Here is a 14,308-nt window from a genome sequence, read left to right as displayed (position 1 = left end):
GGATCATGCTACACCTCATGAAAATATACCTCACCGATGACCAGAAGAAACAGCTCGAAACCCAGCATGCTCAAGCGCGCGATGGGCGAGTTCGTGATCGCATCAAAGCCGTCCTCCTTACCTCAGAAGGCTGGTCTACGGTTATGATTTCTCAAGCGCTACGCATTCACGAATCCACCGTGCTGCGACATCTTGCAGACTATACCTTGTCGGATAAACTCAAGCCTGAAAATGGCGGCTCACAAAGCCATTTATCCGCTAAGCAAACGGCGGAGTTAATTACCCATTTAACTGCCCATACTTACCAGCATAACCATCAAATTGTCGGCTATGTGTTAGCGCAGTTCGGTGTTAAATATACTGTCGCTGGCATGCACAAGTGGCTGCATAAAAATGGCTTTAGCTACAAAAAGCCTAAAGGTGTGCCGCATAAGTTTGATGAAGCAAAGCAACAGGCTTTTGTTGAGCAGTATGAAAACCTTAAAGCCAGCTGTGGCGAGGATTCGACTATTCTCTTTATCGACGCAGTTCATCCTACCCAAGCGACAAAAATATCGCATGGCTGGATCCGCACAGGACAAGATAAACCCGTTGAAACCACTGGTAGTCGGACACGTATCAATCTGATTGGTGCGATTGACCTTGATGATATCGCTAACGCAACGGTTAACGAATATGACTATGTTAATGGCGACAGTATTGTTCAATTTTTTGAGGTGTTAAGGGAGAAATATCCACCACCTCACACGTTGCATCTCATTTTAGATGGCGCAGGTTATCATCGCTCAAAGAAGGTCAAAGAAATGGCCGATTTGCTTAAGATAGAGCTGCATTATTTACCGCCTTATAGCCCAAATCTGAACCCAATAGAGCGGCTGTGGAAGGTGATGAATGAGCATGCCAGAAACAGCGTTTATTTCAAAAGTAAGCGCGAATTTAGGGCCGCTCTATCAAAATTTTTTAAAGAAACACTGCCGGAAATGGGTGGCGATTTGACGTCGCGGATCAATGACAATTTTCAGATGTTACAATCCGCATCTTCAAGTTGATTGGGTATAAATACCGAAAACCTTGAAACACCTGGCGGTGAAGTTCGTAACGACACCACGGTCATGTCTGTTCGAACTAAACGCTTATACTTTAGCCCCGAAGACTTTAATTACCTCGTCGTGCATACAGCGCCAGATGGCACTCCAATTTACCTTAAAGATGTAGCGAATGTTTTTATTGGCGCCGAAAATGAAAACTCTACCTTTAAGAGCAATGGCATTGTTAATCTCAGTCTCGGTATTGTGCCTCAGTCCGATGCCAATCCATTAGAGATCTCAAGGCTGGTCCAACAAGAAGTCGACAAAGTACAAAGCTTTTTGCCACAAGGAACAAAACTTGTCGTCGACTATGATGCTAACGTATTTATTGACCGCTCAATTAACGAAGTCTACAACACACTATTCATTACCGGGGTGTTGGTTGTACTGGTGTTGTACATTTTTATTGGCCAGGTTAGAGCTACATTAATCCCAGCGGTAACCGTACCCGTATCATTAATTGCTGCATTTATTGCAGCTTACAGTTTAGGCTATACCATAAACTTGTTAACCTTGATGGCGTTAATTCTAGCCATTGGTTTGGTGGTTGATGACGCCATTGTGGTGGTAGAAAACATTTTCCATCATATCGAAAAAGGAGAAGAGCCTTTATTAGCAGCCTATAAAGGTACCAGAGAAGTCGGATTTGCGGTGATATCCACCACACTTGTCTTGGTAATGGTCTTTTTACCTATCTCATTCATGGATGGTATGGTCGGTCTTCTGTTTACCGAGTTTTCAGTCATGTTGGCCATGTCGGTGATTTTCTCATCGCTCATTGCACTCACACTTACTCCTGTAATGGGCAGTAAACTCCTTAAAGCCAACGTCAAAAAAAATCGCTTTAATCAATGGATCGATAATGGTTTTGCACGCTTAGAAACAACCTATCGCAACATGGTGGCTTGGGCGCTTAAGTGGCGTTTGGCAGCCCCGGTGGTGATAATATCCTGTATCGGCGGAAGCTATCTATTGATGCAACATGTGCCATCGCAACTCTCGCCTCAAGAAGATCGTGGGGTGTTATTTGCCTTTATCAAGGGCGCAGAAGGCACCAGCTATAACCGTATGATTACCAATATGGACATTGTAGAAAGCAGGTTAATGCCGCTGTTAGGTCAAGGGGTTGTAAAATCATTTAGTGTAGAAGCACCCGCCTTTGGAGGCCGTGCAGGCGATCAAACAGGCTTTGCCATTATTCAGTTGGAAGATTGGGCAGTTCGAGATACCGACATAAAACAGGCATTAGGCTTAATCAGCCAAACCTTAAAAGATATCCCCGATGTAATGGTAAGGCCTATGTTGCCTGGTTTTAGAGGTCAATCGAGTGAGCCTGTACAATTTGTTTTAGGCGGTTCTGATTATCCAGAATTATTTAAATGGGCGCAAATTCTCCAACAAGAAGCCGATGCAAGTCCTATGTTAGAGGGCGCAGATTTAGATTATGCAGAAACCACACCGGAATTGGTTGTTAGCGTCGATAAACAACGCGCTGCAGAATTAGGCATTAGCGTGTCAGAGATTTCAACCACGCTAGAAATCATGCTAGGCGGTCGCAGTGAAACCACCTTTGTAGAGCGTGGTGAGGAATACGATGTATATCTTCGAGGCGATGAAAATAGTTTTGATAGCGTTACTGATCTCAGTAAAATTTATTTCAGAAGCGCTAAAGGCGAATTAATCACCTTAGATACCGTTACTCACATTGAAGAAATCGCCTCACCACAACGCTTAAGCCACACCAATAAGCAAAAATCGATCACCATAAAAGCCAATCTTGGGGCTGGCTACACATTAGGCGAAGCGCTAGACTTTTTAGAGCAACGTGCCGTCAGTTTATTACCTAGTGACATTTCTATTGCCTATACAGGTGAGTCAAAAGACTTTAAAGAAAATCAATCAGGAGTCTTAATTGTATTTGGACTAGCCATACTCATCGCCTACCTGGTTCTGGCTGCACAGTTTGAAAGTTTTATCAATCCTGCAGTTGTGATGTTTACAGTACCAATGGGGATTTTAGGGGGCTTTATCGGGTTGTTTTTGACCAACCAGGGCCTAAACATATACAGCCAAATTGGCATGATTATGCTTATCGGCATGGTGACTAAAAACGGCATTCTCATTGTTGAGTTTGCCAACCAACTGCGTGACCGAGGCCTACCGCTTGATAGCGCCATTATTGATGCATCAGCCCGTCGTTTACGCCCCATTCTAATGACCGCTTTTACCACGCTTATTGGTGCAATTCCGCTGATTATGTCTACGGGAGCAGGAAGCGAAAGCCGTATTGCCGTGGGAACTGTGATATTCTCCGGCATGGCATTTGCCACGTTTGTTACCCTATTAGTGATACCAGCAATGTATCGCTTAATCTCAGCTTCTACGCATTCGCCAGGATATGTTGAAGCCCAACTCAATGACGCCATTGCTGCGCAGCAGTCACAGCAGCCATAATTAACACAGGTGTAATAATGACCAACCTTGCAGTATTTGTAGACGTACAAAACATTTATTACACCTGTAAACAGGGCTTTGGGCGATCATTTAATTACCGCGCTCTGTACCTGCAATTAACACAGCGCGGTCACATTAATCATGCAGTTGCATATGCCATTGCCCCCGCTGACGACGGTCAGGTTAAGTTTCAAGACGCGTTAAAGCACATTGGGTTTACCGTTAAAACTAAACCATATATTCAACGAAGCGATGGCTCAGCCAAAGGCGATTGGGATGTGGGGATCACTATAGACATGCTAGATATTGCGCCGCAGGTTGATGAGGTCATATTATTGTCTGGCGATGGCGATTTTGATTTACTTCTTAAAAAAATTAACCAAAGCAGCCAATGTTACACCCATGTAATTAGCGTTGAACGATTAACGGCCAAGTCTCTTATTGATCAATGTCAGAAATACACTCCCATAGACAACACATTATTACTTTAAACATTTGATCAAAAGCGTTAATTCAGATACAACTTAGCCACTGTTTTTTACGATATTCAATCCTGTATGGTTAAGTATTTGAATAATCTAAGCCATGTTTACCCAATAAAAGGTATGTCATGTTTTTCCCTTTACACAAAGTAGTCAATTGCCTTTTAGGATTAGCGTTGTCATTTACCCTGGTATTCTCAACCAATGCCAAACAATATCAAATCGAACGCCTGAATGTCGCTAATGGTCTACCGTCTACGATGGTAACAATGATTTACCAGCAAAAAAATGGCTTCATGTGGTTTGCAACAGATGCCGGCGTGAGCCGCTATGACGGGCAAGAATTTGTTAACTTTCAGTTTGCGCCAGGTACAAATAGACACATTTCAAATAACTTTGTCACCGACATTATCGAAGACAGCCTGGGCAATATTTGGTTTGCCACTGAAGATGGTTTAAATCAACTGAACCTTATTGATGAACTTAGTATCATCCCGCTTTCGCAAACCCACTTTCACCAAAATACCAACTGGATAATGAAACTGTACCAAGATAATCACCACAATTTATGGGTGGGTACAGGCAGCGGATTACAATTTAAAGCACAAGGCTCAGAGCAATTCATTTCAATTCCTTTGTATATCGACTCAAAAAACCAGCCTGTAGAAACATCGATTTACAGCATTATGGCAGACAAACAACACAGGTTATGGGTTGGCACTGATTACGGCCTCGCCGTCATGGAGCCAGGCCAAAATAGCCTGCAGTTGTTTAACACCAAAACAGCAAAGTCTTATCAGTCAGCGTTTAATGCCGCCGATATTTTCAAAGATTATTTTCTCACCAGCGAAATAGACCCAAACGGACAACTTTGGCTTGGCACCCAACATTCAGGGTTAATTCATTTCAATCCAGATACAGGCCAGTACCGTCAATACGCAACAACAAGCCAGCAACACGCAGGCAATGACAATCACGATAAGCACAATGATATTCCAAGTAACTACGTGACAAGTATAGCCATCGACACTTCAGATCATATTTGGATTAGTACTGACAAGGGTGCCGCTGTTTTATCAGTTAAACATGGTCTGTTTGATCAAATTAAATCGCAAGCATTTAATGAACACACCATACCAACAGACTTTGTCGACGATGTATTTATCGACTCATCTGGGCTTGTGTGGTTTGCAACCAGTCAAGGAGCCGCTTATTACAGCCCACTGACGCAACCAAGTAGAATTTACAAACCATTAGCCACCCATTCTGAGCTATCTGGATCCAATACCTATGCGATTAGTATCGACACTAAAGGCAACGCATGGATAGCCAATAACCAGGGGCTTGATAAAATTAATACCCAAAATAAAACCGTAGTACTGTCGCCTTTTACAACAGCCAGTGACACAAGATTAACGGGTAATATTTGGAATGTTAAAGCTGACAGCGCAGACAATTTATGGATTTCACATTCTCATGGTGTGAGTTATTTTGATAATCAAACTCAACAGCTCAGTCACTTCAGTAATAAGCAGGGTAATCCTTACGGTTTCCCAGACACAGACTTCTACACTGTCAATCCAGATAACAAGGGCAATGTATGGATAACCGGCTATTTAGATGCTGGAGTTATGCTATTTTCGCCAACCCAAGGGCTTTTAAAGCATTATTTTAATGACAATAATAATCTGTATACCTCAGGTGGCAATTTCACATTCGACTCACTAATCGCCAATAATGGCGAACTATGGCTTGCTACCACCAATGGCATTTTTATTATCGATCCCCAATCAGACACGACCACTCATTTAAGTTTAGGTAATGAGCGAGAAAATATTCGCATTGGCGGAATTTATCAAGATAAACAAGGGGTTTTCTGGGCGGCAACCCAAGGGCTTGGGTTAGCAAAAATAACCCCAACGCCCAATGCAGCAACGCCATACCACATTGAATATATTACGCGAAAACAAGGCTTAATAGACAATAGAATCAAGGCTGTCACGGGTGATGACCAAGGAAACCTTTGGTTAACAAGCCGGCATGTATTAACCAAATACGTCATAAAATCCAATCGTATGACCGATTACCCAAGTGCAATAAATGACGCAAACTTAACCTTCAATGAAGGGGCAATTGAGCTTAAAAACAACCAATTACTTTTAGGCACCAATAAAGGTGTTATTCAGGTTGATACCCAACATATTAGCCAAAATAATTTTATTGCGCCGGTGCATATTACATCCGCAAAAATCGCTAATACCACCTACACCCAAATTAATACCAATAAACTGATTAAAGCCGCAAGTGTCGCTTACGATAATAATATGATCCAATTCTCGTTTGCTTCATTGGACTATACCGCACCACAACGCAATATCTACCGCTTTAAATTGTCGGGGTTTGATAAAGACTGGACCACCACTTTGCAACCCAACGCAATGTACACTAACCTTGCCGCGGGAGATTATGTGTTCCAAGTCCAAAGCACAAACAGCGATGGAATGTGGAGCCCACAACAAGCTGAGTTTGCATTCACTATCAAAAAAGCTTGGTGGTTTTATGCCTTAATCGCCTCAGCTGCAACCATCTTACTGGTGGTTATATTGTTTATTATCTCTCGCGTTAAGCAAATGAAAGAGTTAAGTAACAGGGCTAATTATGACAGCCTCACAGGGCTTGCAAATCGGTTTAACTTTAACCAACAATTGTCATTACTGGTCAATAATCCACAAAAATCAGCCGCCATTGTGTTCATCGATTTAGACCATTTCAAAGAGGTTAACGACTCGATGGGACACGATATAGGCGATGAGCTCATTATCCAGGTTGGCAAGCGCTTACAACACTGTTTAAAACAACAGGATGTACTTGCCCGTTTAGGCGGTGATGAGTTCGCATTAATCATTCAATACGAACCTTCAGAAGATGAAGTTAATCAAGATTTAGTCAATATTATTGAGCGGATCAGAACATCACTGAATGCTGGTTATCAAATTAATGAACATTGGTTACACAGTTCAGCCAGTATTGGTGTTGCTTGCTATCCTAACGATGGCACTGATGCAAAAACCTTGTTAAAACATGCTGATACCGCTATGTACGCTGCAAAACAAAATGGTCGCAATGGCAGCTACTTTTTTAATGAAAAACTGTCAACTGCACTATTAGAGCGGCTACTGATTAAAAACCAATTAAATAATGCATTACCTGCTCAACAGCTTGCGGTGTACTACCAGCCCAAATGTTGCGTCACAACACAGAGCATTTTAGGCTTAGAAGCCTTACTAAGGTGGGATCACCCAACACAAGGAATGATATCGCCCAATCGATTTATTGATGAAGCAGAAGACAGCGGCTTGATCATCGAAATTGGCTTATGGGTATTAAAACAAGCCTGTGAACAAGGGTATCAGTGGTATCAACAAGGTATTTTACAAGGAAATATCTCAGTCAACATCTCGCCGTTACAACTTTCACAGCCCAGCATTGTTAACGACATTGCCAATATTTTACAGCAAAGCCAATTTCCCGCGCACATGTTAGAACTTGAAATCACTGAATCTTTATTAATCAAAGACATCAAAGCCGCCAAAGCAGTGCTAAATCAATTAAAACAACTTAGCGTCCGTATTGCCCTTGATGACTTTGGCAAAGGCTATTCATCACTTAACTATTTAACCCAATTTCCTATCGATACATTAAAAATCGACAAAGCATTTATCAATTCAATGCTCCCCAAAGAAACCAGCAATATTGTATTAAAAAACATTATAAGACTTGGTAGTGAACTTGAATTAGATGTGATTGCTGAAGGCGTTGAAACTCACGCACAACTCATCAAGTTAAAACATTATCAATGCAAAATTGTACAAGGCTTTTTGTTTAGCCCAGCACTAAACCCTGCCGGAACTGAAAACTTACTGTTACAAAACAGCATAATGAATGACAAATTAGAGGCCGCCTATCCTTAACGGCATTTATCTCTAATCAACTATCAAACAGGGTTATGCTGCTTAGGCAATATCATAGGGTGGCTATATAAAACCAATTTACCCTTAGCAGCAAATATCACTTTAGTCATAAAGATGTTACTATGCGCTTATCAAATTAGGAATATAAGCAAAGGATGATATGTTGTTGATTGGTTGCCCAGCAAGCCTCCCGTGTCGTTTTATCTCTCGTTATTGCACTCGTGTATTATCCCAAGTCGTGCGTTACTTTTTGGCCATCATTTGTCTTAGCATGCTTTCTTACTCACTTACAGCAGCACCCTTAAAAATTACGTTAGCCGCTGAAGACGGTTGGCCCCCTTTTGCCGATGAGTTTGGCAGTGGTATATCTCATAAGCTAATACAGCAAGCATTTAAACAGGTCGATGTAGAAGTCTCTACCATCGTGGTGCCATATACTCGTGCACTGATCATGACAGAACGAGGCACTGTAGACGGTGCGTTTAACGTCACCAAAGAACAAAGCACAGTAAAGCGATTTGTTTTTGGTAATGTGCCTTTATTTACAGCCAATGCATCATTTTTTTTCGCCAACTCAAAAACGGTAGACATCAACAACAAGTGGCAACTCCCTGTTGGCAGCCTTGTGGGTATTATTGACGGTTACGAATATGGTGATGAATTACTGCAATTAATTGATAAGCGTCAACTGAAAATTGTGAAAGTAAACAGCCAACGACAACTCATTAACTTGCTGCTAGTAGACCGTATAGACACGGCGATAATGTTCGACCTAGTCGCAGATATTTATATTGAACAGATGGGTGTAAAACAAGATATTAGCGCCAAGTTCAATAACCACACTAGCGAAATATTCGTCGCGTTTTCAAAACATAACCCTCAAGCGTCTCAACTAAGCTTACTGTTAGACAAAGGCTTACTGCAATTAAAGCAACAGGGGCATTATCAACAATTACTTGTGCCACTCGATTAATACATCATCAAGGTCATAGTAAAATGAGCGCAACTGCAATATCGACTAAAAGTAGCCCTGAACATATCTTTAAAGTACAAATATACTATGAAGATACTGACTTTTCGGGCGTGGTATATCACCCTAATTTCTTAAAATATTTTGAACGAGCCAGAGAGCATGTGATTGGAGCAAATGTACTCAACGAATTATGGCAACAGCAACAATTAGGCTTTGCCGTATACCGAACCGACATGGTATGCCATGAAGGGGTTGAGTTTGCAGACATTATTGAAGTGAGAACCCAGTTTTATTTTGAAAGTAAGTTTCGTACTGTTTGGCAACAATCGATTTGGCGCCCCAACGCCACTAAAGCCGCAGTGACTGCAACCATCGAAATGGTATGCATGAACCAAAAGCGACAGCTAGCTGCCATGCCATTACAACTTATTGAACGCTTATCGCAAGAAACCGGTATCACTCAAAAACAATGATTTAACTGCGGATAAATACACTCAAACTCATCTGCAGTGGCCGGTTTTGCAAAATAATCCCCCTGAATGGTATCAACACCAAAATCCCGTAAGGTATTAAGCACAGACTTAGTTTCAACTCCTTCTACTGTAACCTCAAAACCTAAACTTTTGGCCAGTTCAATACTGGTTTTAACTATCTGTTTAGCTGCACTTGAGGTTTCAAAATCCTTTAGAAATGCTTTATCTATTTTAACTTCATCGACGGGCAAAAATCGTAAATAAGCGAGTGATGAATGACCTGTGCCAAAGTCATCAATTGCAATTTTTAATCCGATAGCACGCAGTTGATTAAGCGTTATGATAGTTTGCTCTAACGACACCATTAACGCACTTTCAGTGATCTCAATAATAATACACTCGGCAGGAACACGGTATTGAGCCAATATTGTGGCCACGTTATTAGCCAACTGAGGGTTATCAAGATCAGTCGGAGACAAGTTAAGCGCGACATTGACGAATAGCCCCTTGTCACGCCAGTTAGCTTGTTGCGAAATAACCGCCTCTAATACCCACGAACTTAATAAATCTATCATGCCGGTTTGTTCAGCCAGAGGAATAAATTCACTCGGAGATACCCATCCTAAACCTTCATGTTTCCAACGGATCAGCGCTTCTACTTGCTGACATAAACCACTTTTAATATCGAGCTTAGGCTGATAAACCATAAAGAGTTGCTGTTGCTTCAACCCTTTTGGGAGCCCATTAATAATCAATAATTCACGGTACTGAACTTTATCATCGTCTTGATCATAATAAGCGATAGGTTGCTTTAAGTTTTTCGCTTTTTTAAGTGCTAAATCTAAACGTCTGAGCATTAAACTCACATCAGCATGATGCTCAGCTAATGACAGCACGCCCAATTGTATTTTGATACTTATAGGTTGAAGCTCAATTTCAAATGACATTTGTAAGTCATTTTTGATCTTGAGTAACTGCTCATGAGTGATAGGTTGAGGAAAAAATAACAGAAACTCATTGCCATTCATTCTGGCGATAAATAATGGTTTACAGCTTAAATTTTCTAATCGTTTAGCAAACGCTTTAAGCAATTTATCACCAAATAAAAAACCGAATAAATCATTTACAAACCTAAACTGCCTTATATCAACCAGCACAAGCATTCCTGCATGAACAGGCATTCTGGCCAGCATTTTACGTTTAAAACCCACTCGATTGGCAAGACCGGTTAACTTGTCTCGTTCGGCACTAAAAAGGCTTGATTGATGTAGCTGTTGAAGTACTTCAGCAAGGGGCTGAAGTGATGATGGTGCTTTAAGCGTGAGTTCGTCTTGGTTTAAAAATTGCGATTCTAATGAGTGAGCTAACTGGTGTATCAATTTTTGCTGACGCCAATACACAAATGCCATTATGCACACCAGGCTAACAGCTAAAAATAGCAAAAGTATCAGCAGACTATTCATTCAAATATCATCATCAACAGGTTAACTCTATATCGCTTTATCAGTGAGTTTATGCTTAATAGAACATATCGACGACTCACTGCATTCATTATCGTCGATATTTTTGCCATTGCTGAGATAATTCAGTAATTAGTGTCTATTCATAACTTTGTTTTATTGAATGGTACATATCAATAAACTCATCACTGGCTAAGTCCTCTGGCGTCACTGGCAAGCCCCTTTGGGCAAACACACCAAGTCGCTCCTCTAATTCTTCACCTGCACGTAACTCGCCAGTATAAAACGCTGCCGAGCGAATAAAATCAAGGTATGTGACTTTTTCTGGCATGTAATGCAAGTCAGCCCAACGTTCGACCACTTCCATCACCTCAGGGGCAAAGTCCCATGTTTTTAATACAGCGCGGCCGATAGGCCCTTGCATTTTGCGCACAAGACTGCGTAACTGTTCAATTTTACTGCAAAGCTCAGGGTGAATTTCGGCTTCGGTTAACACGGGTAAGGCACCAATATTATGCACCAGGCCTGCTAAGGTTAAGGTTTCACGATCAAGTCGCTTCGTTGGATTACGTTTATTGTAGATTTCTAGCATGGCACAAGAAGATGCCGTAACTTCAATTGAGGTTTTCCACACTTCATCCATCACTTCCCATACCATTTCATTGGTAGAGATAAACAACTGCTCCATGGCAACAGATGTGGTAATAGATTTAATTTGCACTAAACCAATACGATTAACGGCGGCACTGATGTTTTCTGCTTTATTACCGCGAGAATACAATGCACTGTTTGCCACTTTAATAATACGGGCGGAAATGGCAGCATCTTGACCAATAACATCGCCAACCTGCTTGAGACTGGAATCCTTGCGCGCTACCACCTCTTGAACTCTCATAGCCACTTCTGGCAATGTTGGTAACACCAACGCATCGTCTTTAAGCTTCTTTAATAATCCAACCAAGAGTTGATGTTCGGTAGACATGCGCTCTCCATAAAAAATAATGATTTACTGATGCCAAGATTATATACCCAAATGCATATTATTTGCGACGACTCAAAAACCCCCAAGTCAATTAATTCGCATTTTTGAATATTTGTGATGCACTCCCCACAAAAGTACAACCCACATCACATTTCACAAGGCTATATTTGTACCCACTAATGTCCTTAAGTAAGCTTTCACCCCCTATCGATGTCAACCCAGATGTAAACCGAGAAAACTATGTTTAAACCTGAATTATTATCCCCTGCTGGTACATTAAAAAATATGCGTTACGCCTTTGCTTACGGCGCAGATGCGGTCTATGCCGGCCAACCACGCTACAGCTTACGGGTGAGAAATAATGACTTTAAAATGGAAAACCTCGCCACAGGGATTGAAGAAGCACATGCATTAGGGAAAAAACTGTATGTTGTCAGTAATATTGCGCCGCATAACGCTAAACTTAAAACTTATATAAATGACATGGAACCGGTTGTTGCCATGAAGCCTGATGCGCTCATCATGTCAGATCCAGGGTTAATCATGATGGTACGTGAGGCATTTCCCGAGCAGGTTGTGCATCTCTCTGTGCAGGCTAATGCCATAAACTGGGCATCGGTAAAGTTTTGGCAACAACAAGGCATTAAACGCGTTATTTTATCTCGCGAACTGTCATTAGATGAAATAGAAGAAATTCGTCAACGCAGCCCAGATATTGAACTTGAAGTGTTTGTCCATGGCGCATTATGCATGGCCTATTCTGGGCGGTGTTTATTATCTGGTTACATCAATAAACGTGATCCAAACCAAGGCACTTGCACTAACGCCTGCCGCTGGAAATATGACGTGCATCCCGCAACACAAACTGAAACAGGTGACGTTATCGCCCTCAATCCTGAGGTACAAATAGAAACACCCACATTAGGCGCTGGGCAGCCAACGAGTGAAATTGTGTTATTACAAGAAGCCGGGCGCCCGGGCGAATACATGCCGGCATTTGAAGATGAGCACGGCACCTACATTATGAACTCAAAAGATTTACGCGCCATTCAACACGTAGACCGTTTAACACGCATGGGCATCGACTCATTAAAAATTGAAGGTCGAACAAAGTCATTTTATTATGTGGCTCGCACCGCGCAATTATACCGTCAAGCAATTGAAGATGCCGCTGCAGGTAAAGACTTTGACCGCACCTTAATGAGTAATTTAGAAGGCTTAGCTCATCGCGGCTATACTGAAGGCTTCTTACGCCGTCACGTACATGACGAATATCAAAATTATCAATACGGTCACTCAGTCAGTAATAGCCAGCAATTTGTGGGTGAATTTACAGGTAAACGAAATGAACAGGGCCTTGCTGAAGTTGATGTTAAAAATAAATTTTCGGTAGGCGACAGTGTTGAGGTCATGACAACTGAAGGTAATTTTGTTATCACTATCGAATCATTAGTGAATCGAAAAAACCAACCAATAGAGGCCGCGCTTGGGTCTGGGCACTTTGTATTTATGCCTATTCCAGAGAACATTGATGTAAACAAGGCCATGTTAATGCGTAATTTACCTGAGGGTGTTGATACTCGAAACCCTCACCAACCAGGCTAATTTAAATGGCTTTAATCATTGACGATAGCTGCATCAATTGCGACATGTGTGAACCCGAATGCCCTAACGAGGCAATAACGATGGGGGCAGAAATATACGAGATTGATCCGGCATTATGTACCGAATGCGTTGGCCATTATGACAAGCCAACCTGTGTTTCGGTTTGCCCTATCGACTGCATTGATCCTGACCCATTGCATGCTGAGTCTCACGATGAATTGCTAGTTAAATATGCCGCCATTACGGGGCGGTAACCCCCCCTAAACGGCGCGATGCGCCGTTTTTATTGTTATATGGGTTATTTAGCCGTTTCAGACCCTAGGGTTAATGCTTGTAACATACACGCCAACTTGTCTACTGTTAACTTTATTGGCCTTGGCAGCGTATCAAGCTCTATTGATAACAACATATTTTTCACCTCAAGGCCTAATTCAGTATCACCTTCAATACGCAGTTTGCGTTGAAAAAACAAGGTATCCGGATCTTCTTTAGCCGCAGCGACTAACAAGAGTTCAGGCACGTTGGCGCTAAAAATCACATTCGGATTAGTCATTGGCAAAGCCTGAAGTTTGCTATCAAAGGCCACTTGAAATTGCAAATCAATGTCGTCAACACAAATGCCTACAGATTTATCTTTTAAAAACACTAATTCACCTGCGCGAAGCTGCTCCGACAGAACTAAATTAAGCATTTGAGTAATCAAAGACATTTTCAGTTTGTTTGGTACGAGCGCTAACGAACGTCGGCTAAACTGTGGGGCGATATCTAAAATAAATCCTGATAAACGTTGTTGTAATATTTGAGCCATTAAGGGTTCCTA

Annotated in this window: 10 protein-coding genes and 1 pseudogene; 8 read left to right on the top strand and 3 right to left on the bottom strand. The window is 41.7% G+C overall.

What is annotated here, in order from left to right:
• Positions 1 to 17 precede the first annotated feature (17 nt).
• From K8B83_RS08275 to K8B83_RS08250, 6 genes and pseudogenes are all read left to right on the top strand, one after another.
• Positions 18 to 1,049, top strand: a complete 1,032-nt coding sequence (locus tag K8B83_RS08275; protein WP_188741280.1) for an IS630 family transposase — start codon at positions 18 to 20, stop codon at positions 1,047 to 1,049.
• 6 nt (positions 1,050 to 1,055) lie between these two features.
• A pseudogene (locus tag K8B83_RS08270) lies at positions 1,056 to 3,542 on the top strand (efflux RND transporter permease subunit); the annotation flags it as partial.
• A gap of 17 nt (positions 3,543 to 3,559) precedes the next feature.
• Positions 3,560 to 4,033, top strand: a complete 474-nt coding sequence (locus K8B83_RS08265; protein ID WP_188738684.1) for a LabA-like NYN domain-containing protein — start codon at positions 3,560 to 3,562, stop codon at positions 4,031 to 4,033.
• A gap of 167 nt (positions 4,034 to 4,200) precedes the next feature.
• A complete protein-coding gene (locus K8B83_RS08260; RefSeq protein ID WP_188738682.1) occupies positions 4,201 to 7,995 on the top strand; it encodes an EAL domain-containing protein in 3,795 nt (1,264 codons plus the stop codon).
• A 271-nt stretch (positions 7,996 to 8,266) separates the two neighbouring features.
• Positions 8,267 to 8,968: a substrate-binding periplasmic protein gene (locus tag K8B83_RS08255; protein ID WP_223419554.1), complete on the top strand. Its 702-nt coding sequence runs from the start codon at positions 8,267 to 8,269 to the stop codon at positions 8,966 to 8,968.
• Positions 8,969 to 8,991: 23 nt separating this feature from the next.
• Positions 8,992 to 9,441: a thioesterase family protein gene (locus tag K8B83_RS08250; protein WP_188738676.1), complete on the top strand. Its 450-nt coding sequence runs from the start codon at positions 8,992 to 8,994 to the stop codon at positions 9,439 to 9,441.
• Here the strand turns inward: K8B83_RS08250 and K8B83_RS08245 are convergent.
• Together K8B83_RS08245 and K8B83_RS08240 are read right to left on the bottom strand one after the other, a co-directional pair.
• The gene (locus K8B83_RS08245) at positions 9,429 to 10,850 is read right to left on the bottom strand and encodes a putative bifunctional diguanylate cyclase/phosphodiesterase (protein WP_223419552.1); all 1,422 of its coding nucleotides are present in this window, start codon (positions 10,848 to 10,850) and stop codon (positions 9,429 to 9,431) included. The genes K8B83_RS08250 and K8B83_RS08245 overlap by 13 nt on opposite strands.
• A 190-nt stretch (positions 10,851 to 11,040) precedes the next feature.
• Positions 11,041 to 11,883, bottom strand: a complete 843-nt coding sequence (locus K8B83_RS08240; protein ID WP_188738672.1) for an HDOD domain-containing protein — start codon at positions 11,881 to 11,883, stop codon at positions 11,041 to 11,043.
• 240 nt (positions 11,884 to 12,123) lie between these two features.
• Between K8B83_RS08240 and trhP the strand changes: the two genes are divergently transcribed.
• The gene (gene trhP, locus K8B83_RS08235) at positions 12,124 to 13,488 is read left to right on the top strand and encodes a prephenate-dependent tRNA uridine(34) hydroxylase TrhP (protein WP_223419550.1); all 1,365 of its coding nucleotides are present in this window, start codon (positions 12,124 to 12,126) and stop codon (positions 13,486 to 13,488) included.
• Positions 13,489 to 13,493: 5 nt separating this feature from the next.
• On the top strand, positions 13,494 to 13,742 hold the full coding sequence (locus K8B83_RS08230; protein ID WP_188738669.1) for a YfhL family 4Fe-4S dicluster ferredoxin: 249 nt from the start codon (positions 13,494 to 13,496) through the stop codon (positions 13,740 to 13,742).
• A gap of 44 nt (positions 13,743 to 13,786) precedes the next feature.
• Here the strand turns inward: K8B83_RS08230 and ubiT are convergent, their stop codons facing one another.
• Positions 13,787 to 14,296, bottom strand: coding sequence for a ubiquinone anaerobic biosynthesis accessory factor UbiT (gene ubiT, locus K8B83_RS08225; RefSeq protein WP_223419548.1), 510 nt, complete (start codon positions 14,294 to 14,296; stop codon positions 13,787 to 13,789).
• Positions 14,297 to 14,308 lie beyond the last annotated feature (12 nt).

Origin of the sequence: Shewanella inventionis, from assembly GCF_019931735.1 — a bacterium.
Taxonomy (GTDB): domain Bacteria; phylum Pseudomonadota; class Gammaproteobacteria; order Enterobacterales; family Shewanellaceae; genus Shewanella; species Shewanella inventionis.
Note: the sequence above shows the minus strand (reverse complement) of the source record. Positions and strands in the feature narration are given on the sequence as shown.

Coding starts and splice junctions, on each gene's coding strand:
- trhP (WP_223419550.1), top strand. CDS start 12,124: ATGTTTAAACCTGAATTATTATCCCCTGCTGGTACATTAAAAAATATG.
- K8B83_RS08255 (WP_223419554.1), top strand. CDS start 8,267: ATGCTTTCTTACTCACTTACAGCAGCACCCTTAAAAATTACGTTAGCC.
- ubiT (WP_223419548.1), bottom strand. CDS start 14,296: ATGGCTCAAATATTACAACAACGTTTATCAGGATTTATTTTAGATATC.
- K8B83_RS08265 (WP_188738684.1), top strand. CDS start 3,560: ATGACCAACCTTGCAGTATTTGTAGACGTACAAAACATTTATTACACC.
- K8B83_RS08275 (WP_188741280.1), top strand. CDS start 18: ATGAAAATATACCTCACCGATGACCAGAAGAAACAGCTCGAAACCCAG.
- K8B83_RS08250 (WP_188738676.1), top strand. CDS start 8,992: ATGAGCGCAACTGCAATATCGACTAAAAGTAGCCCTGAACATATCTTT.
- K8B83_RS08240 (WP_188738672.1), bottom strand. CDS start 11,883: ATGTCTACCGAACATCAACTCTTGGTTGGATTATTAAAGAAGCTTAAA.
- K8B83_RS08230 (WP_188738669.1), top strand. CDS start 13,494: ATGGCTTTAATCATTGACGATAGCTGCATCAATTGCGACATGTGTGAA.
- K8B83_RS08245 (WP_223419552.1), bottom strand. CDS start 10,850: ATGGCATTTGTGTATTGGCGTCAGCAAAAATTGATACACCAGTTAGCT.